The 20,360-nt window shown below is 47.8% G+C and carries 20 protein-coding genes and 1 pseudogene; 12 read left to right on the forward strand and 9 right to left on the reverse strand.

The annotated features are described in order from the left end of the window. Positions 1–245: 245 nt before the first annotated feature. From ACFQ4A_RS06345 to ACFQ4A_RS06355, 3 genes are read right to left on the reverse strand one after another with little or no spacing between them, the layout of a single operon-like run. Positions 246–1,001, reverse strand: coding sequence for a P-II family nitrogen regulator (locus ACFQ4A_RS06345; protein WP_382398730.1), 756 nt, complete (start codon positions 999–1,001; stop codon positions 246–248). Then, complete coding sequence (locus tag ACFQ4A_RS06350; protein ID WP_382398732.1) at positions 955–1,725, reverse strand: DUF1538 domain-containing protein; 771 nt, start codon at positions 1,723–1,725, stop codon at positions 955–957. Before ACFQ4A_RS06350 ends, ACFQ4A_RS06345 begins: the two co-directional genes overlap by 47 nt. Next, a complete protein-coding gene (locus ACFQ4A_RS06355; RefSeq protein ID WP_382398734.1) occupies positions 1,722–2,414 on the reverse strand; it encodes a DUF1538 domain-containing protein in 693 nt (230 codons plus the stop codon). Before ACFQ4A_RS06355 ends, ACFQ4A_RS06350 begins: the two co-directional genes overlap by 4 nt. Before the next feature lie 499 nt (positions 2,415–2,913). On the opposite strand from ACFQ4A_RS06355, the gene ACFQ4A_RS06360 reads away from it, so the two are divergent. From ACFQ4A_RS06360 to ACFQ4A_RS06370, 3 genes are all read left to right on the forward strand, one after another. Then, entirely contained in the window at positions 2,914–3,486 is a 573-nt protein-coding gene (locus tag ACFQ4A_RS06360) for a TetR family transcriptional regulator (protein ID WP_382398736.1), read from the forward strand. A 76-nt stretch (positions 3,487–3,562) separates the two neighbouring features. Beyond that, on the forward strand, positions 3,563–3,910 hold the full coding sequence (locus ACFQ4A_RS06365; RefSeq protein WP_382398738.1) for a DMT family transporter: 348 nt from the start codon (positions 3,563–3,565) through the stop codon (positions 3,908–3,910). Continuing rightward, a complete protein-coding gene (locus ACFQ4A_RS06370) occupies positions 3,910–4,224 on the forward strand; it encodes a DMT family transporter (RefSeq protein WP_382398740.1) in 315 nt (104 codons plus the stop codon). Before ACFQ4A_RS06365 ends, ACFQ4A_RS06370 begins: the two co-directional genes overlap by 1 nt. 243 nt (positions 4,225–4,467) lie before the next feature. On the opposite strand, the gene ACFQ4A_RS06375 is transcribed toward ACFQ4A_RS06370, so the two are convergent. Next, entirely contained in the window at positions 4,468–5,529 is a 1,062-nt protein-coding gene (locus ACFQ4A_RS06375) for an NAD(P)/FAD-dependent oxidoreductase (protein WP_382398742.1), read from the reverse strand. Between the two features lie 249 nt (positions 5,530–5,778). On the opposite strand from ACFQ4A_RS06375, the gene ACFQ4A_RS06380 reads away from it, so the two are divergent. Then, a complete protein-coding gene (locus tag ACFQ4A_RS06380; protein WP_382398744.1) occupies positions 5,779–6,033 on the forward strand; it encodes a hypothetical protein in 255 nt (84 codons plus the stop codon). A gap of 167 nt (positions 6,034–6,200) precedes the next feature. Here ACFQ4A_RS06380 and ACFQ4A_RS06385 read toward each other — a convergent pair whose 3' ends face one another. Continuing rightward, positions 6,201–6,656, reverse strand: coding sequence for a DinB family protein (locus ACFQ4A_RS06385; RefSeq protein ID WP_382398746.1), 456 nt, complete (start codon positions 6,654–6,656; stop codon positions 6,201–6,203). A 282-nt stretch (positions 6,657–6,938) separates the two neighbouring features. Between ACFQ4A_RS06385 and wrbA the strand changes: the two genes are divergently transcribed. Next, on the forward strand, positions 6,939–7,547 hold the full coding sequence (gene wrbA / locus ACFQ4A_RS06390) for an NAD(P)H:quinone oxidoreductase type IV (RefSeq protein ID WP_382398748.1): 609 nt from the start codon (positions 6,939–6,941) through the stop codon (positions 7,545–7,547). Between the two features lie 258 nt (positions 7,548–7,805). Here the strand turns inward: wrbA and ACFQ4A_RS06395 are convergent, their stop codons facing one another. Next, positions 7,806–8,807, reverse strand: a complete 1,002-nt coding sequence (locus tag ACFQ4A_RS06395; RefSeq protein WP_382398750.1) for an LLM class flavin-dependent oxidoreductase — start codon at positions 8,805–8,807, stop codon at positions 7,806–7,808. A 204-nt stretch (positions 8,808–9,011) separates the two neighbouring features. Here ACFQ4A_RS06395 and ACFQ4A_RS06400 point away from each other — a divergent pair, with 204 nt between their 5' ends. The 6 genes from ACFQ4A_RS06400 (at position 9,012) to ACFQ4A_RS06425 (ending at position 15,373) form a co-directional block, all read left to right on the forward strand. After that, on the forward strand, positions 9,012–9,602 hold the full coding sequence (locus ACFQ4A_RS06400; RefSeq protein WP_382398752.1) for a hypothetical protein: 591 nt from the start codon (positions 9,012–9,014) through the stop codon (positions 9,600–9,602). Next, positions 9,599–11,302: a GMC family oxidoreductase N-terminal domain-containing protein gene (locus ACFQ4A_RS06405; RefSeq protein ID WP_382398754.1), complete on the forward strand. Its 1,704-nt coding sequence runs from the start codon at positions 9,599–9,601 to the stop codon at positions 11,300–11,302. Before ACFQ4A_RS06400 ends, ACFQ4A_RS06405 begins: the two co-directional genes overlap by 4 nt. A gap of 112 nt (positions 11,303–11,414) precedes the next feature. Then, on the forward strand, positions 11,415–12,482 hold the full coding sequence (gene rlmN, locus ACFQ4A_RS06410; RefSeq protein WP_382398756.1) for a 23S rRNA (adenine(2503)-C(2))-methyltransferase RlmN: 1,068 nt from the start codon (positions 11,415–11,417) through the stop codon (positions 12,480–12,482). Positions 12,483–12,884: 402 nt separating this feature from the next. Further along, entirely contained in the window at positions 12,885–14,057 is a 1,173-nt protein-coding gene (locus ACFQ4A_RS06415) for an Alp7A family actin-like protein (RefSeq protein ID WP_382398758.1), read from the forward strand. A 9-nt stretch (positions 14,058–14,066) separates the two neighbouring features. After that, on the forward strand, positions 14,067–14,627 hold the full coding sequence (locus ACFQ4A_RS06420) for a hypothetical protein (protein ID WP_382398760.1): 561 nt from the start codon (positions 14,067–14,069) through the stop codon (positions 14,625–14,627). 92 nt (positions 14,628–14,719) lie between these two features. Further along, positions 14,720–15,373: a DUF421 domain-containing protein gene (locus ACFQ4A_RS06425; RefSeq protein ID WP_382398762.1), complete on the forward strand. Its 654-nt coding sequence runs from the start codon at positions 14,720–14,722 to the stop codon at positions 15,371–15,373. A gap of 220 nt (positions 15,374–15,593) precedes the next feature. Here ACFQ4A_RS06425 and ACFQ4A_RS06430 read toward each other — a convergent pair whose 3' ends face one another. Then, positions 15,594–17,009, reverse strand: coding sequence for a Na+/H+ antiporter NhaC family protein (locus ACFQ4A_RS06430; RefSeq protein ID WP_382398764.1), 1,416 nt, complete (start codon positions 17,007–17,009; stop codon positions 15,594–15,596). A 35-nt stretch (positions 17,010–17,044) separates the two neighbouring features. Next, positions 17,045–18,685, reverse strand: coding sequence for a BCCT family transporter (locus ACFQ4A_RS06435; RefSeq protein WP_382398766.1), 1,641 nt, complete (start codon positions 18,683–18,685; stop codon positions 17,045–17,047). A gap of 161 nt (positions 18,686–18,846) precedes the next feature. Between ACFQ4A_RS06435 and ACFQ4A_RS06440 the strand changes: the two genes are divergently transcribed. After that, complete coding sequence (locus ACFQ4A_RS06440; protein WP_382398768.1) at positions 18,847–19,587, forward strand: hypothetical protein; 741 nt, start codon at positions 18,847–18,849, stop codon at positions 19,585–19,587. A gap of 135 nt (positions 19,588–19,722) precedes the next feature. Here ACFQ4A_RS06440 and ACFQ4A_RS06445 read toward each other — a convergent pair. Beyond that, positions 19,723–19,845, reverse strand: a pseudogene (locus ACFQ4A_RS06445) (transposase); the annotation flags it as partial. Positions 19,846–20,360 lie beyond the last annotated feature (515 nt).

The raw sequence follows: 20,360 nt of genomic DNA on the forward strand, positions 1-20,360 counted from the left end.
TTATGTTAAAATGTTCATTCAACGCTACGACCCAATAGTTGAACCTTGGAATAATTGAAACGGCACGTATAGTGATGACGTCTATACGTGCCGTTTTACCAACCAAATTCGAGTATCAGCTTATCTATATTGTCGAAAAAACGATAAATCTAAACCAATAATCCCATCTCAAAACCATCATTCGTGGTACCAATCTCTGATGCTATGTCTGTCGCTTGCCTTTGCCATCAGTAGAGAACGCGTCTCTACTCTTCCTTTCGCCTTTTCTTTTTCTTTTTAATTTCTTCCCGGACTTTTTCATTCATCTCGCGGCTGATGCCGACTGTGCTGTCAACTTCCAGCACAAAGGCAACCCCTTTACCGGGTTTCTTTAATTCAGCTTCTTCATTAATCGTTTTCAAGACGTCTGATGTTTTTTCACGGTCGATGAGTGTCAATATCATTTCCTTCTCAGGTTCGATCATAATGTTAAACAGTTTTGCCTTTTCGTGCACACCGGTTCCGCGGCCATGCAGAATCGTTCCGCCTTCTGCTCCGGCCTTTCGTGTGGCATCCACAACTTTTTCCGAATCGCCCCGGTTGACGATGGTAATGATTAAGTCATACAAAACATCCTGACCTTCCATCATGATAGCAACACCCTCCTTATCCGGTTCGCCTTCTTCGCCATTCCATCCGAGTAAATGGTTGATGCCGGCAATTTTCTTCGTATCGATCACAAATCCGATTCCCTGTCTTGGTTTATTCAACTGGACAGAATCAATAATGGCGCGGCGAACATCATGAAAAATTTCATCCGATACGAGTGTCAGTATGACGGCTCGTTCCCGTTCCACCGGTATGCCCAGGACCCGCATTTTTTCATTGAGCCGCAGTCCTTCACCGAGCAGGGTGGTTCCGCCCTGAGCACCAGCATTACGTGACGCCTGCACAACCTTTTTGGCCTTATCTTTTCTAACGATCGTGATGATGAGCTTTTGCCCCTGAATCGCCACCGACATGTTGACTCTTCTCCTTTCTGCTGAACAGAATACCAAGCGCTAATACCGCTAATATCGGTGCTAATGCCACCATGGCAACCATTCCGAATCCATCAAGCAGCGGGTCACGTCCATCAATTTGCCCGGCGATTCCGGTAAACATGGCCAATACAAATGTTGCCGTCATCGGACCAGTGGAAACCCCGCCGGAGTCGAATGCAATCGTCGTAAATGTCTTTGGTGCATAGCGTATCATGATAAATGCTATTATATATCCTGGGACAATAAAATACCATAGGGAAAAGCCAAAAATCAGCCGTACCATGGAAAGGGCAACGGAAATGCCAACCCCAATCGACAGCGTGTACAACAGCAATTTTTCCGGAATGTAACCGCCTGATACTTTTTCTGCCTGTTCGACCATAACAGAAACGGCAGGTTCGGCATAGATGGCAAAAAAGCCGATAACGAATCCGATTGGTATTAACAGCCATTGATAGGATAAGTCACCCAGGACATTACCCATTTGCTCCCCGAACGGCATAAAGCCGATATGGACACCCTGCAGAAAAAAGGCAAGCCCAAAAAAAGCCAGCAGAAAACCGACACCGATATCCATTAATTTGCGTACCGGCAGTTTTAAAAAGATAAGATGGAATATCACAAACAAAATGGCCAGAGGCAGCAGAGCGATCGCAACCTCCTGCATGGTCTGGCCGAAGCCTTCAAATACGTGCAGGTTCATCCGTAAATCACTCCTAGAATCAGTACCGATAAAATCGGTCCGATGGATGCCAGACCAACAAGTCCGAACCCGTCACTTGAGGCTGTTTTCCCCCTGATGACCGTGGCAACACCGACGCCCAATGCCAATATGAACGGGACTGTCAGCGGTCCTGTTGTCACACCGCCCGCGTCAAAGGATATTGGAACAAACGAGTATGGGGTAAACGCAGCCACCAAAAAGACGAGGGCATAGCCGCCTGCCAACAAATATACAATGCTGATATTAAACACGATACGAAACATGGCCAAAGCGACGAAAATGCCTACCCCAAGCGCAACTGACATGATAAGAACGCTCTGTGGAATAGCGCCACCGGAGACATCATCGATTTGTGAGGAAAGCACGCGGACGTCAGGTTCGGCAAAGGTCACAACCGCCCCAAGCAAAAATCCGAACAGCACAATAATCGAGATCTTTTTTGTTTTGGACAGGGCTGATCCGACCATTTCCCCGACAGGTAAGAGGCCGATGTTCACACCGAGCAGAAAGAGAATCAGACCGATCCCGACAAACAACACACCAATTAAAAACTGCACAAACGCTTCCATCGGCAACCAGATAATGGTAAATTGCAATACAGTTATCACGATGGCAATCGGTAAAATCGAATAAATGACTTCAAACACAGTGTCCTTGATATTGTTCATAAAAAACCCCCGGAAGAGTGTGATGTGAAGAAACGCTTATTGATAGGAGAATAGCGTTAAGAAGGTTACATACACATGAAGTCTATTTTTTATTATACCATTGTGTTGAAATAATCAGAAACAAAATGGATTCGGTATCTCCCGGGCAGCCTCTGACGATCATTATGTGCCAGACATGCCATCCCGCCCTTAAGTACTGGCTAAAAGGGAGTGATCATATTCTGAATGATTTACAGTCGATTCCAATGTTGAGGGTCAGGAGCCGGCGCGCTATTAACGTGCGAAGAGACACGAGAAGATTCCGTGCTTTATGACGAAGGGAGCAAGCACCCAGGTCCAACATGGCCTAATGAAACGCAAACACCGAGCACTTCCGCTCGTTTCGCGGAGGTGATGTTTTGACGGTCAGAACAGGGACCTTGAGCTTGTAAAGATTGACAAAAAAGCGTGGCACATATAAAATGAATGATAGTCAGTCAGTAATGATGGAGGACTTATCGTGGACAATAAAAAAGAAGCCATTATTGAATCAGCCATTAACGTATTTCGTGAAAGAGGCATTGACAAGGCGACGGTTTCGGATATGGTAAAAGGCGCCGGTATCGCACAGGGAACCTTTTATTTGTATTTTTCATCCAAGCTGTCGGTGATGCTGTCGATTGCGGAAGTCATGACCGAAAAGATACTGCAGGAAATCCAGACACATGTACATGACGCATTACCGTTTGACCGAAAGCTGGAAATGGTCGTTGATATCGTGTTTGATATGACGAAGGAGTATCGTGATGTGTTTGCACTGATATATGCGGGACTTGCGTCGACGGAATATATGCAGGAATGGGAAACAATTTATGAATCCTATTACGCATGGTTCAGCAAACAACTCGAACAGGCAAAAGCTGACGGTGTTATCCGGGATTCGTTGCATCCACAGCGGACAGCCGAAATTTTGATTGGATTAATTGAAGATGCAGCCGAACAGACGTATATGTACAGTCATCAGGATGATAGTAAAGCCGAGTTGAAGAAAAAGGAAGTATTGACATTTGCAGGGCATGCGCTGGGGCTTTAACCTAGAGTAATGGCCTTTCTAGTATTTTTGCATTAAATGACTGAACATCAGTCACTAATGAAAGGAGGCGTTCCTTATGAAGCAATCGTGGATCTATCTAATCCTTGTATGTTTGCTGGAGCTGTGTTGGGTGTTTGGTTTTAATGTCGCGTCCAGCTGGTGGCACTGGGGTTTGATTTTGCTTGTGCTCTGGCTTGATTTGGAATGTCTCCGCAAAGCCTGTGAAGCATTGCCGACCGGGACGGTGTATGCCATTTTTGCCGCAGCGGGTACAGCAGGAACGGCCGTGATGGATGTTTATTTGTTTGGTGGCAGCCTGAAAATGGCCAAACTGTTTTTTATCACACTTCTGATTGGCGGTGTCGTCGGGCTGAAGCTAGCTGACAGGAAGGACAAAAAACGTGCAGAAGGGGGTTCATACTAATGGGATGGCTGTTTATATTACTCGCATCGATGTTTGAAATGGTTGGTGTTATCGGGCTGAAGATGGCGAGTGAGTATAAGACATGGAAAAATAAATTGCTGTATATTGGCGGGTTTGGCACCTCTGTTACCATGCTTTACCAGGCCTTTTCGTACTTGCCATCGAGTGTTGCCTATGCGGTGTGGGTTGGCATCGGAACAGCCGGTGCGGTCATCGTGAATATGATTTTTTTTGGCGAGTCCAAAAGTATCTCCCGGGTTATGAGCATAGCGGCGATTATTGTCGGGGTGGTCGGGCTACGCGCACTTTCGTAATGGTGCCATCCACATTTCAGTGCGTTTTGAGGGTATTTCTAACGCCGAGAAGCCCTCTGTTGGACTTCTGAGCACCTTCTGAGGGTGACTTTGGCCTTGCGAAGCATTCTATCGGACATTTTAGCGCTTCCTGGGGGGGGGATTGTCCTTAAGAAGTTGCGTCTGTTGGCATGCAGTTGCTCTGTACAACAAAATCCGGACAGCTTTCAAAGAACTGTCCGGGTTGATCGGAATCCGATTTAGTCAGTGCCGTTTGTTGAGCCACAGGACACCGGATTTGGCTAGACGCGGAATGAAACCGACCATCGATTGCGACATCATTTCACCGAAGCCTTCCGAGCTGCCGAGTGATCCGAGCGTCCCTTTCAGCTTGAGTTTGCCAGGCTTCTTCGGTTCTTTCCCTTTAAAGACGGCAGCGAGAACATCCGCGATCTGCTCTCCCTGCTGCCGGGCAAGCTGGGCACTTGGTGAATGTTCGGACGAGGCACAGTCACCGACTACATAAATGTGCGGCTGCTCGGGCACTTGGTAAAAATCATTCACGATAATTTTTTCCTGGTCGTCTTTTTCCAGCGGCAATTCGCGGGCTAAATAATTTGGGCGCACGCCAGCTGTCCAGATCGTGACATCGTTGACGTAGCAGACGCCATTATTGCAGACACCGTCTTTTTCCACGTACTCGACATTGGCGCCGTGAACCACTTCCACATCATTTTTCATGAACCAGTCTTCCACATAATTCTGGATTTTTGGATCAAACGCCTTTAACACCGACTGTCCGCGGTCAAGCAGACGAATGTTCAGATCCGGCCGGCTTTCGCGGATTTCAGCAGCTACTTCAATCCCGCTCAGACCTGCACCGACAATCGTTGCTTTGCCAAAAGCCGGCAAATTGCCGATCGCCATGCCAGTGTGCCGTGCTTTGTTGAATGTCTGAACACTTTCCGTGAAGTCAGCTGCCCCCTCAACCCCGTGATGATTGTCTTCACAGCCAAGCGCAATGACCAAATAATCGTATGCGACAGGTTCGCTCCGATTCGCCAGGATAATCTGCTGGTGTGTTGTATCGATTCGGCTGATTTCACCAAATATGTAGCTGACTTTATCATGTTCCGGAAAATCCATGCGAACATCTTTATCAGCTGATGTGCCGGCTGCAATCGTATAAAATTCCGTCTTGACTGAATGGTATGGATTGCGGTCGATGATTGAAATGTGCAGATCTTCCGGCAAATCATGCTCAATCAGATTTTGAATAATATTGATACCGCCGTAACCGCCGCCGAGGATCACTAAATGTTTCATGTCAAAACCCCTTATATATGTATCAGTGCTCTTACTGTTAACATTACCAAATGTCGCAATGGAAAACTAGGAAAACACAGGAATTCTTCTCCGCTGCTTGACGTTTTACTTTATACCGCATGTAACGAACATCGCCCGAGCGGCGCAACTTCAGCCGGAGCACGGTAAAACTTCGGCCTTGGCTGTTTATGTTATAATAGGACATCATGGTTAAGCAGCAAACGTTAAAAATCATAGGAGGGGTCATCCATGAAAAAATATATGATGTTTGCGATTAGTTTTATCGTACTGTTTTTATTATTCCAGGTTTTGTCGGGGCTGTTTCTTACATTGCTATATACGCCGGATATACAGGAAGCCTGGAATTCAAGTGCTAGTTTATCTCAGGAGACTGTTATTAAAAGCAGTCGCAGCCCCTTTTTACTTACATTCATTTTAGCTTTTCTGTCGGCCACAATAGCTTATTTTATCCCGAAAAAAATGACAAAGAACAGCACTCATTAGAAAAATTGCTGACGCGCGTTTTTTCAGATGTTAGAGGTCAGAAGTTGGTTGGACGAAATTGGTGTGTCAGCCGATTCCGGAATTAAAAACGTCGTTCAAAATTTCATACCTTCTTTTCTTTTAAAAAAGGATTAGAGACGGGTCCATCTCTAATCCTTTTGCACATCTTATTTGTTCAATACTTTTTTCATCGTGTTGATACGGCCGGTATGATTGCCTTCATGGAATGCAGCTACAGCTGTGAGTTCACCAAATGTTTGCGCGCCCAGCACAGCTTCCGGCAATTTTTCCGCAAATTTTTCTTCAGGAATTTCCTTAATCCGCTCCAGCTGACTGGCCAATTGGTCCGCAAGCTCATCAGCGCTTGGCACATCTTCAGGCCAGTCCGCCGGTTTGCTGCCATTGCCGAACAGATCCTTGTAACGTGCTGGCAAATGGTCTGTATTATCCGGGAAACCGAATAAGAACTGCTCATTGACCGTCAGCACATGCCCGATATGCCAATGGATCGTGTTATTGAACCCCTCTGGTTGGGTATCCAGGCTTGCCTTGTCCAGATCCTTAATTTCGTTCATCAGTGCATCGTGCGTGATGTTGAATTGTGACATGATAAGATGACTCATTAGTACCCCACCTTTTTGTCATATTAATCCTAGTATACCAATTCTTATCGCCTCATTAAACTATTATGATTCTTGCCTGGCAACCCATATTAGCCAGGATTGACCTGTTATCATACTTACACAAGGTAAGTTGGTAACGTTTGATTGTAAATTAAACAGGGAACGATTCATGAAAAGAAAAACGTGCCGAATGACACAACAAAATTTGGGAATGCTAGGTGATGATAAAATGGGTTTTTTGAGAAACTGTTTGAATAAAAATCAGCAAAGGAGTCCGAGAACATGGCGAACGTTAAGTTAGCAATTGTTTATTACAGTTCAACAGGAACCAACTATCAAATGGGACAATGGGCCGAAGCAGCCGCACAAGAAGCCGGTGCGGAGACAAAACTGGTCAAAGTCCCGGAACTTGCACCGGAAGAAGCGATTGCGTCAAACCCGGCATGGCAAAAGCATTATGAAGCAACCAAAGATGTGCCGGAAGCGACATCCGATGATATCCTGTGGGCGGATGCGCTTATTTTCAGTATGCCGACCCGTTTCGGCAATCTTCCTGCTCAGATGAAGCAATTTCTGGATATGCAGGGCGGCATCTGGGGAGAAGGCAAAACGGTCAACAAAGTCGTCAGCGGCATGACGTCTGCCCAGAATCCGCACGGCGGTCAGGAAGCGACCCTTCTTACGTTGTACACATCCATGATGCATTGGGGTGCCATTATTGCAGCACCAGGCTATTCAGATGCCTCTGTTTTTGCGGGCGGCGGCAACCCGTACGGCACCAGCGTTGCGGTGGATCAGGACGGCAACATGGCTGATGATGTGCAAGATACGGTCAAACATCAGGCAAAACGCACGGTTGATATCGCAGCCCGTATTGCGGCCGGCAGTTAATTTGGCCTCGCGCGGAAAAAGCCGCAGCTCCTTGTTTTGGGGCTGCGGCTTTTTGTATGGCGAATGTATTTTAGATTCCGCTGAAGTTGTTACAAAATCGGCTGATGTTCACAACATTTCCGCTGAAGTTGTCATAAAATCAGCTGACATTCACAAAAAATCCGCTGAAACGATTATATATTATTTACAATATAAACCACTAAAGCAAACAAGCCCTAGCTGTTGCTCACCAAGGCTTGTTTATCCGATAAAGCTTGTCTATTCCATCAGTTCGCCGACAATCTCATAGGACCGAATGCGGGCGTTAATATCATAAATCTGTGAGTTGATAATCATTTCGTCGGCTCCGGTGTCTTCAAGCAGTTTTTCCAGACCCTGTTGCACCGTCTCTTTGCTGCCGATCAGCGTATATGGCGAGTTGGCCGACTGCTCGACGACGGCCTTTTCCATTTCCGACCAGACCTCATTAGGATTTTCAATCGGCGGCTGCAGCTTCTCCGGCTGCCCGCGGCGTATGCTGAGGGTTTGCTCCTGCTGGGTGGTGGCCAGGTATTTGGCCTCTTCATCCGTGTCAGCAGCAATCACATTGACGCCAATCATCGCATACGGCTCATCCAGCACATCGGATGGTGTGAAGTTGTCGCGATACAGGTTCAGCGCCGCAATTGTGTTATCCGGTGCAAAATGGCTGGCAAATGAGAATGGCAGGCCTTTTTGTGCCGACAGTTGAGCACTGAAACCGCTGGAACCGAGCAGCCAGATCGGGATCGTGAGTCCTTCACCGGGTACGCTGCGAACACCGGCTGTTCCGGCGAAGTAATTTTCCAGCTCTTCTACTTGCATTGGAAAATCCTCAACCTGCTGATTTAATGTGCGCCTTAATGCATAAGCCGTCGCCTGATCGGTGCCAGGAGCCCGTCCCAGCCCCAGATCAATGCGTCCCGGATACAGTGTTGCCAGCGTTCCGAATTGTTCTGCAATCACGAGGGAAGCGTGGTTTGGCAGCATGACACCGCCTGATCCGACGCGCATTTCATGGGTCGCCCCGGCAATATGGCCGATCAGCACGGATGTTGCCGAGCTGGCAATCCCCGGCATGTTATGATGTTCGGCCAGCCAGTAGCGGTTAAAGCCGAATTTTTCTACGTTTCGGGCTAAATCCACACTATTTTTGAACGACTGTTCCGGTGTGCTGCCTTCCAAGACAGGCGCCAGGTCCAGAACAGACAGTGGAATATGGTTAAATGTTTTGGCACTCATTTGTCTCACTCCTTATGGAAAATGATACGACCTAATTTACTGAACTTCCAATATTTTGCCCGGGGAGTTGTCCGGTTCGGAAAAAACGGACCCAGTCAAAATGGGGTCATAAAACAGGAATCGGCACAATACATTGATAAGGGTTTGTAAAAAATAAGAAAGAGGTGATACATCATTAGTGTTGATACCCAGCCTTATGAATATGTGGCGGCAAATTTTCAGGCACTGACGGATGCCTTACTGCCCTCAGCACAGCACGGGTATGTTCCTCCTTTTCGTGATACGGATATGTGCGTTCACGAATACATCATTTATGCTTTAGACCACAACATTTCCATTCAGCAGCAACTGCATCACCATATTGTCCCGCTTGCTTACCCCACAGCCATCATGCTGGATACCGCCGCAACGCAGCTTGTGTATGCTTATCAGGCACAAGCCTATTCGCAAAGTCTGTTTGCCGGGGGAGGCATGTTTTCATATCTGTCCCGGAAAGACCGCATCCGAACGTTAGCCGCACTGGAGAACCTTGCTGTCGACCTTTACGTGCTACCATCCCCCTTTCAAAATAATGCCGGCCTGGTTAAATTTGTCACCGACGCGCTCAATCGTTTTTCATTATTCGGCTACTATTCAGAATGGCCGGCTTATGGCTCGACACGCTTATGCCCACCAGATGACCGTCGGCTTGAATTCTTCCCGTTGACGTGGCAGCAAGTTGACTATCCCGGGGTGTCGCTCGGTTACCGTGATTTCCGTGGCTTCTTAATGACCATGGCGGAGGTGAAAACATGAAAACAGACCCTGATGTGATTGTGATTGGTGCTGGCGCCGGTGGACCTGTTGTTGCCAAAGAATTGGGCGAGCTGGGAATCCGTGTGCTCGTCCTTGAAGCGGGTCCTTGGTATGGCAATCAAAACTGGCCTGAACCGAATAAACATCGCAGTGTGGCCAAAGAAAGTTCCGGCCCGGGGGATTTGGATGGCACGCTTTACCGCCAGCAGTTGACACGACTGGAAAATGATATGGATGATCCGGTCAGCGGCAAGTTTCGCTGGGGGCCGGCAGATCGCAGACGCGCACCCTGGTTCCGAAATATCCCTGATCGTGCGTTATTATGGCAAAGTGCAGGCATCGGCGGATCGACATTGCATTATTATGCCAACTCGCCACGTGCCTTTCCGGAAGCTATCGCCGAGTGGCCGATCAGTTATGATGAACTCATTCCGTATTATGAAAAAGTCGAAGCGACCTTACCTGTTGAATTTGCTCCAACGACAACGAAAGAAGCGCTGTTTTATTACGGGGCGGAGAGGGCTGGTTTTTCCGTGAATCGAACATTGGATGTCACCAGCAGCGGGTATCGTCCACAGCCGAATGCCATTTTGCCGCCGAATGAACACTTAATGGACCCAAATTATTCGCTTGAAGTATTAAGCCATATGGAAGGGTGTACCTTAAGCGGTCATTGCGGCCAGGGCTGTCCGTATGGGCCATCGCTTGAAAAGATGGCGAAACGTTCAACGACGGTCAGCTATGTCCCACTGGCGATGAAGACAGGAAATGTGTCGTTCAGACCGAATACGTTTGTGACCAAGGTATTAACTGAGTATAATGCCAGCGGACATCAACAGGCGACAGGCGTCCGAATACGGGATACGTGGACAGGTGAAATGGAGGAATTACGTGCCAAAGCGGTTGTGATGGCGGCCGGCTGTGTGGAAACACCACGGCTTTGGCTCAACTCTGATTTGCCGTATAACCCTTGGGTGGGGCGCGGTTTGACGAATCATTATATGGATATGGTGACCGGCACATTTGACGAAGATACGTTAATGGCAATTGTCGGCAGTTCAACGACGAATCCTTTCGCCGGCCATACGTCAGCAGCACGGCTGGATTATCCCGGTCTCGGTATGATTGAAAATATTGGCGAAAGCCCCGGCCTGTCAGCACAGCAGTTATTTGGGTTCAGTCAATATGGTTATAACAAGCTTCATCAGCCGGAATCGGGGATGTGGGACCAGCGTGGAAGACTCGTCGGGTCCGAGCTGGAAAAAGCCATGGCGGACTACAGCCGAACGCTTACCCTTTCAGCCATTACAGATGATGAGGTCCAATATCATAACCGAGTTGAGCTGGATCCCCATATCACAGATGAACATGGCGCGGTACCACGTGTTCACTATGAACCAAGCAAAAAGTCAAAAAAGCGGCGCGAGCAGTTAACCAAAATCGCCACGGACATTTTACGGCAAGCAGGCGCCAAAAAAGTCCACCGAGCAGACCTCCCAGCGAATTACTACATCCACTTACAAAGCACAATGCGAATGGGGTATGTCGTTGATCCATCATGTGAAGCCTATCAGGTGGGGCGGCTCTATGTTGCCGATAACAGTGCCGATTATAATGCCCTTGGCGGACCGAATCCGACAGCGACTACACAGGCATTGGCAACGCGGACAGCGGAGATGCTGGCTGCGAAGTATTTTTAACGAAATGCGGCTCTAATCAGCTCACAACAGCCGTTCCATTTGCCACATTGCTTTGTATTCGCTATTATAGTACAATAAACGATTGGAACGTTCTGAAATGAGGGGTACACACATGAACAAAAAATCTATTTACGCTTTAACATATGACCAACTGCAAAAGTGGCTTACCAACCATGGACAGCGTCGCTTCCGGGTTGACCAGGTGTGGAACTGGCTGTATAAAAAACGCATCAATGCATTTCCCGAGATGAAAAATGTGAACAAAGAAACGATCGCATTGCTTGAGGAAAACTTTGTCCTGCAGACGACGAAAGAGGAAATCAGGCAGGAATCAGAAGACGGTACGGTTAAATATTTGTTCCGGCTCTCGGACGGCAACTTGATTGAGACGGTACTCATGCGGTTTAACTATGGGCTGTCTGTTTGCGTCACGACACAGGTCGGTTGCAATATCGGCTGTTCGTTCTGTGCGAGTGGGCTGCTGCGGAAAAACCGTGACTTGAATAGCGGTGAAATTGTTGAGCAAATCATGAACGTACAAAAAGACATGGACATGAAAGGTAACGACGAGCGTGTCAGCCATATCGTTGTCATGGGAATTGGCGAACCATTTGATAACTTCACCAATCTGATGGACTTTATCAATGTTGTCAATCATGATGCCGGGTTGAATATTGGTGCACGCCACATTACTGTGTCAACGAGCGGACTTGCGCACAAAATTTACGAATGGGCGGATACCGGCACACAGGTTAATCTGGCCATTTCCCTGCACGCGCCGAACAACGAGCTGCGGACGTCAATTATGAAAATCAACCGGGCCTTCCCGATTGAAAAGTTAATGAAGGCAGTTGATTACTACTTGGAGCATGTGAATCGCCGGGTGACGTATGAATACATTATGCTTAAGGACGTGAATGACCACAAGGAAGACGCGGAAGAGTTGATTGAGTTGCTTTCCGATAAGCGTCATCTGTCCTATGTGAACTTGATTCCGTACAACACGGTTAGTGAGCATGATCAGTATCAGCGTAGTGATTCACCGACGATCCAGGCGTTTTATGAGACATTGCGGGAGAACGGTATTCAATGCGGTGTCCGCTGGGAAAACGGTGCGGATATCGACGCGGCATGTGGCCAGCTGCGGAGTAAACAGGTTAAGAAAGAAACAGCAGGCTGAGGCAAGGCGTCAGATGCGCTTTAATTGTCTTTATAAGTGTTGATCGGAGCTTAAACGATTAGAAATATTATCCTGTATCACGTGATGTGGTGCGGGTTTTTTTATGCCGTTTTTCTGGATTTTAAGACGCTATTAAATGATCCATTTTGTCGTCATGCGAAATAAAATTAGGTGACATTTTAAAGAACACAAAAAAGAATACAAGTAAGCATAATGTATACGTAAAGATTTCAATTGCGCTTTCTTGTAAACAAAAGCGTGTATAAACTGGCATAATACCGTGTGCATTATTGCATTCATGTATACGTTTTGTCATGAAATAAAAGTTTAATACCCCAGCACCTTTAAAACGTTCCCATTTAATAGTAGAATAAATATAAAGTGAAAGGAGATTGAGAAACGGTGACGAAAACAAGAATGGCGGCAGTCGATGTTGGCAATGATGCCGTGAAGGCAAACTTTGGCAAAATGGAACAAGCTTTTTACATACCGAATGTGGTTGCACGAGATATGGAGGATAGACCGATCATCGGCATAGAAGAACTTGATGAGAAGGATCCTGTTGATAATTTGCATATTCGGATCCACTCCCCTGCCCTGGAAGAAAATAATGCCGTATACCGTGTTGGCACATTGGCGACAAAAACGGATAACTCCACAGAACTTGATCCGGGAAGCAATAAGTCGGAAGAGGATCAAACACTGGTCATGCTGCTCACGTCCATTGCACTGGATGCTGTCAGCAGCCATCACTTTAAAGCGGGCAAAAGCGATGTAATCGATGCGAGTTACACGCTAGGGACAGGCCTGCCGTTACGAGAAGTAAAAGAAGGTAAAGATGTCGGCTATCGGTCCCAGTTGCTCGGTTCAGTGCATCAGGTGGAATTTTTGGTGACGCCGAAATATCAGGGCAAAAAAGTTAACATTAAATTTGATGACGTGAAAGTCTATCCGGAAGGCTTCGCGGCATATGTCAATTTGATTATGGACAATGACTTGAATGTGATTAATAAGGAACTGATTGACAAGCAGATTCTCATTCAAGATATTGGTGGCCTTTCTACTGATATTGCCGTCATCCGCAACCGCAATGTGGATGATGACAAAGCACAAGGCTTCCCGCTTGGTGTCGCTGAGTCGCTGGAACAGATTCGTGAGGAGATCCGCACACGGCACGGGGTCGAATTGGACAGCCGTCGTGATGTTGTGGATATTATTACACGCAAGAATGACCGGCACCACATCATGGTGAAAGGCAGCCGCACGAATGTGCATGACATTACCGACCGGATTCTGCTGGAACTGGCCAAAAAAGAGTACCGTAATCTCCGCAATGTTTGGCAGAAAAATTCTCAGACAGAGATCTGTTACTTTGTCGGGGGCGGTTCCGCTGTCTTGAAAGATTATCTCAAAGCCCTCAATAACAAACTGGACGGGTTCAATATTGATTTCTTCGAGGATGAGCAGGAGAGCATTTGGATGATGGCCAACGCTTACTATAAACTCATCATGGATGTCGTGAACAAGCAGACGTTGGACGAAAGTCAGGAAGCGGCCGCAGCAAAGGAAGAGTAGGGTGATGACATGCAAGGATCAAAAAAGCATATTGAACGCGGGCAATCCATCACATTCCGGATTCCCTCGGATACACCTGATCATCTTTTAAAGCAGCTGCAGAAGTTGAAAGATACGGAGCGGCGCAACTTTTCCAGTGAAATCGCCCAGTACGTGCTGAGAGGTGTGAACGAAACATTCAGCCGGGAGCGAGAAACCGTCACAATTCCGCTTCCAAGGCAGCTGACAAAGGAACAGAAAAATTGGTTGAAACACGAACATTCCGAGGCGCTGATCGGCAACATTATTTATCAGCTGCTGCAGGACCCGCTCAGAGCGGCATCCGTGCTTGCAACGCTAACAGGGCGTGAATCGCCGCTAGCTTCGGACCATGAACCGGAACCTGAGGGCCAACCCAAGGTCGAACCCGACGAGCCGTCTGGACAGGAAACGCCGCCAGACACGAGGTTTGATTTGGATGCAGTCGACCTCAGCCAACTGGATGATCTGCATGAAACAGCTGGTGACGAATCAGGCGATGCTGACGCGGTTAACCCGCTTGATGACTTTTTCTCAAAGATGAACAAATGATTGTGAGACTGCTCTGTAAGATATCAGGGCAGTCTTTTTCGTATAAGATACCGGATTCCAATCAAACTAAAGACAGGAAGGAGTTTGATACAATGGAATTCGATTGGATATGGAAAGCTATTTTGATCGTTGTTGGGGGGACGTTTCTTTTACGGCTCGCCGGCCGGAAATCCATTTCGCAAATGACGCTCCCGCAGACGGTCATTATGATCGGGATCGGTTCCTTGCTCATTCAGCCCGTTTCCGGTGAGAACATTTGGTTGACACTTGCTGTCGGCGCTCTTTTAATCGCGACGCTGTTCATTATGGAATACGCTCAGGTGAAAGGCAATATATTTGAAAAAATCATCACCGGCAAATCAAAGGTGTTAATCAAGGATGGGACAATACAGGAAAACACGCTTAAAAAATTGCGTATGACCGTCGACCAGCTGGAAATGAATTTGCGGATGAGCAATGTGAAAAATATCGATGATGTCGAATGGGCAACGCTCGAACCGAATGGCCAAGTCGGCTTCAGTCTGAAAAATGACGCCCAACCCGTCACAAAAAAAGAATTCAGTCAGTTGGCGTCAGACGTACAGGAAATTTTGAGTCAGGTGTCGGTTGATTCGCAAATCAATCAGCTCCGAAACCAATTGAACGATTTGAACAACCAAATTGCACAAATGCACACGCAGCGCGACATGTTTAAAGAACTTGATGAAGAAGAACCAAACAACCCCTCGCCGGACCACTTGCAGTGATGGCGGGGGTTTTAAATGAATTGCACGATTTGGTACATGGCACGAGCGCGAGCGCGGAAACTTCAGCCGGAGCGCGGGACCTCGGCTCGAGCGCAGGAACTTCAGCCGGAACGCGGAAACTTAGGCGCGAGCGCGGGAACTTCAGCCGGAGCGCTCCAATTTCAGCGCGAGATCAGGTTCTCCGCACGGGTTAGCTCGCCCTCCTGGACAAGCGTTACATTTACACAAAAAAGAACCCAACAGCCAGATAAACGCCTGTCGCTATTCCGGCGCCGATAGCACAGATTTTCAGCTTATACCGGGCATATTCCATCAGCGGCATTTCCAATATAGAGGCCGTCATGATCGTGGTGTCGCCCAGTGGTGATGTCATGGCGCCGAATGATCCGCTGGCAAAGACCGCGCCGACCGTTAATGGTATGGACGCGCCGGTCGAGACAGCCAGCGCCATTCCAAGCGGCATGAAAATGCCCCACGTCCCCCAGGATGAGCCGAGAAAATAACTGACGGCCGCCCCGAGAACGAACACAATAGCCGGTATCGTAAAGCTGGGCAAAAAGGCACCGAGCGTGGCGTTAATAAATTGGGAAAAACCGAGATCTTCCGTCACGAGCGACAATGCCCAAACAAGCACGAGCAGAATAATGGCCTGCATAAGCTGGTTGCCACCGTCATAGAAATGATAAATCGTTTCCGCCATGGACTGTCGGCGCAGCATATAAAACACAAACGTCGCAATCAGCGTCACGAAAATGGCCAGCAGCATGACAAACGTCGCATCCGCTTTGGAAAACGCCTGGAAAACCGTGTCCGCACCCTTGGCAGCACCGTCCTGCCACAACAGCCATAGCGTCAATCCGAGCAGTAGAACGAGTGGGACAATCAAGTTCCATGGCTGTGCTTTCACCGTTGACAGTTCTTTTTCGATGCCGGCCCGATGGTATGCATGTTCCTGATCATCCCCGGACCTGTCCTGCTTCTGTATCCTTTCCTTTTCCGAAGATGACCAGAATGTCCGGAATAGCCCGATAAACAGCATCACAATTGCAAAAAAGTTAAACAGAATGCTCAACAAAAAAATCTGATACGGATCCATATCCAGATGATGCTTTTGCACACCGCTTTCTACAAGTGATATCATAAACCCGACAAACGCAGTCGCAACAGGCAACAGCACGATAACGGAGCTTGTTGAGACATCCATCGTGAACCCGACTTTACGTTTTGTAATGCGCATATTGCCCATAAGCGATTTCACGACCGGGCCGATCATCATAATTCGGAACATCGGCATCATGAATGTGAATGGCAGCGTCCCCCAAATCAGACCGAGCAGCCCGCGCTGGGATTCGATTTTGTCGCCGACCCATTCGGAAAACCCTTTAATGCCGCCGGAGATGTTCATCATACCAATCAGACCGCCGAATAAATAGAGAAAGGCAATGATTTTAATGTTATCCGCATCTGACAGGGTGGTCACAATGTAATGAACCGTTTGCTTTGTTCCGCTGAGCACACCGAATTCGACCAGCAGACCGCCGGCCAGAACGCCCAGGACAAGGCCTGGTAGGATCTTTTTCAGCCAGATGGACAGGCCGACAACAATCAGAAATGGAATTAAGGATAGCCAGGTCATGTATTCAGCCCCTTTCCAACGCACTCAACAACGATTCAACGGTCATCCGGATTTTTATCCTCCAATGCTTCCAGGGCGGAGCGCCGTTTGTTGCGGTTTCGCATCCGCTGCACAATCTCTCGCCGGTTAATATAAATGGTTGGCGGTTCGTAATCTCTGGACGCGCGGATATCCTCATTGGACGCTTTCATGAACGACCACGCCAACAGCCCCATGATGAAAAGCACTGGAAATCCGGCCACGATACTCGCTGTCTGCAATGTCTCCAAGTCCCCGATAAACATGAGCACCAGCGGCATCAGACATAAGGTAAACGCCCAAAACAGCCGGTTCCACCGCAATGGCTCAGATTGCACCTCTTTTTGTACCACCGCCGAGAGAATATACGAAGACGAATCAAACGTGGTCGCCAGAAATATAATCGCCAGAACCGTGAACACCAATACCATCAGCCCGGCCATTGGAAGCTGATTCATAATCGCGATGATCGCAGCCGGCGCGCCATTTTCATTCATAAAACTGACCACATCAAAGCTGCCGGTCAGCTGCAGATGCAGCCCGAAATTGCCCATAATCCCGAAAAACAGGACACTTCCCAGCGTGCCGTACAGCATCGTCCCGAATATCATCTCCTGAATCGTTCGCCCGCGTGAGATGCGGGCGACAAACAGCCCGACAAACGGGGCATATACGAGCCACCATGCCCAGTAAAACACGGTCCACGCTTCGGGGAACCCGGTTTCGGTAAAGCCGCCGACATTACTAAACGGCTCCAGCCATGTGGCCATCTTAAAAAAGTTATCCAAAATGAGACCGAGACTCGTGAACGTTGTTTCGCTGATGAACAGCGTCGGCCCGAACAGAAAGATGAACGCCAGCACAAAAATCGCCAGCCATAAGTTAATATCACTCAGCACCTTGATGCCGCGGCGCAGGCCGGAATAGGCACTGATCGCAAAAATCCCAGTGCATACCAGCATGATGATCGCTTTCATTGTCATCGTCACTGGTAAACCAGTTATATCATGGACACCTTGTGCGATCATGGGGGTGCCCAGCGCCAGCGTCGTACCGGCGCCGCCCATCAGCCCAAACATAAACAGCACATCAACCACGATGCCGAGCGGTGTATCCACCAGCCTACCGAGAACCGGTCTTACCGCCTCACTGATTTTCAGGACAGGTTTTTTGCGGACGTAATAGAAGTAGGCGATCGGAAGCGCTGGCAATGTATAAATCGCCCAGGCAATCGGCCCCCAGTGGAAAATCCCATAGGACGCCGCCCAATCAACCGCTTCATGCGATTCGCCTTCAATGCCGAACGGCGGCCCCTGATAATAATAGGCCCATTCGATCATACCCCAATAAAGGATACTTGAACCGATCCCGGCCGCAAACAGCATCGCCGCCCAGGAAATCGTCCCGAATTCTTTTTCCGCATCTTTATCCCCAAGCTTGATATGTCCGTTTTTACTGAAGGCTACATAGATGAGGAAGGCAAAAGCGGCCAAGCCGAAGATAAGATATATAACGCCAAAATTTCCAGTCATAAAGTCATTGGCCATATTAACGATTTCTTTACCTGCTTCCGGAAAAATCGCAAGCGGAATGGAAACGGCAAGCAAGAGAAATAACGCCCCAAAGAATGTGGGCCAGTCGATCAAATCCTTATTCATTGTCTACACCCTTTCTACCGATTAGCTTTTCTATATGTCGGCGGTCTATACACGAAACAGACTTGTTTGGCGGATTACTGGCAATTTGGGGTGATTTCCGGAAACTGGCCGTATGATATAATCGGGAAAAGGAATTCACAACATAGGGGGAGGCGCGTTGCATGGGTGCCATGGATAGACTGCCGATCTATGCAAAGGTAAAAATCGTGGAGGGCGCGCATTTTGTCACGATTGAGGATACGAAACAGTTGGCGGAGAACGAGATGCGGGAATTTGTTTGGTATTTTATGGAAGATCTTGCGTTGACGGATGTTTCGAGTATCAATCTTTTGGTGAACAGTCAGTTTTCGGAAAAGGTTGATCGGCTACTGGAGGCGCGAGGATTTCAGCTGTATGACCATGTCGTGATGGTCGGGAGAGAGTTGGACGACTTACCGGATACGGGTGCATCACCGTTTATCCGACGTTCACTGAACGAGCTACCGCTTGCGACATTCACACGTATCTGGCAGGAAGCTACGGCTGCGTCTCCCAATGCGCCGTCCGTTATGCCGATCGATGGACAGATGGAAAATGTCAGGAAGGAATTGGGGGCTGGCTATCGCGCGACGTGTCAAGTTGCCTATGACGGCGGGATCCCCATCGGTGTGGTCATGCCGCATATTGAACCGGGCACCCGTGATGAAGGTCGCTTGTTTTACTTTGGTCTGATTCCCGAAGCACGTGGCAAAGGGAAAAGCAAGCCGCTCCACATGCTGGCATTGCAGACGCTGAAGGAGGAATTTGCGGCATCATACTACATCGGGTCGACGAGCGAGAAAAATATCCCGATGCTGCAAACGTTTGCGAGCAACGGGTGTAGTGTTATGGAGCGGAATCGGGTTTATACACGGAAAAAATAGCAGGATAAACGACCGCTTTGATAAATTTGGCTGACGTTCACAGGAATTTGGCTGAAATTGTCACCAAATCGGTCGACGTTCATTTATTTTGGCTGAAATGTTCACAATAACATTTGATTCGCTCAACTTCGCTTAAAACCTGGAAAAGGAAGCCTTGGAAGGAATTGGGTCAAAAACAAGAATTCCACAATTCAGTTTGAAGGCAATAGCGTTATGCAATTGTTTTATCAGATCTTTCATGCTTGGTATACGTTCAATGTATCAAAGTGGCTTAGATCAAATCCAAGCTTTCTTTTCGGAGCAAGGAGAAGATGTGCTTGAATAGTGGTTTTCTAAAGAAGATAACAAGTGGACTGCCAAGGCTGTCAATTTTTCCTTAAATCAATATCAATTTAAGATCAGGGTTCTTGAATAAGCAGGCATTTTTTGAAGAACACAAAAATTAAGGGTTGCATGGATTATTCCTAATGTATTCCGTTACCTAATATTTATAGAGGTTGTTCAAAAAGTCCGGTAAAAATGACACGTCGAATTTCTTCGTTGGCTTGTTTCTCCGCTGCTCATGTATCTAAAGGCATTGAGGAAGTTCTACTAAAACCGCCCACGTCCTGTGGGCAACGCAGAACTCACCACATCCTGTGGAAGCCCGCTGCTCGAAACGGCACCGCCTCGAACTTCTCGGTCCTTTTTATCCTCCTTTTTATACGAAAATGGGATTTTTGCTCAAAAAAACGCAAAAAAACACCCTCCCGATAATGGGAATACCCATTTTT

It is taken from the genome of Lentibacillus salinarum (assembly GCF_042679865.1).
Lineage (GTDB): Bacteria > Bacillota > Bacilli > Bacillales > Amphibacillaceae > Lentibacillus > Lentibacillus salinarum.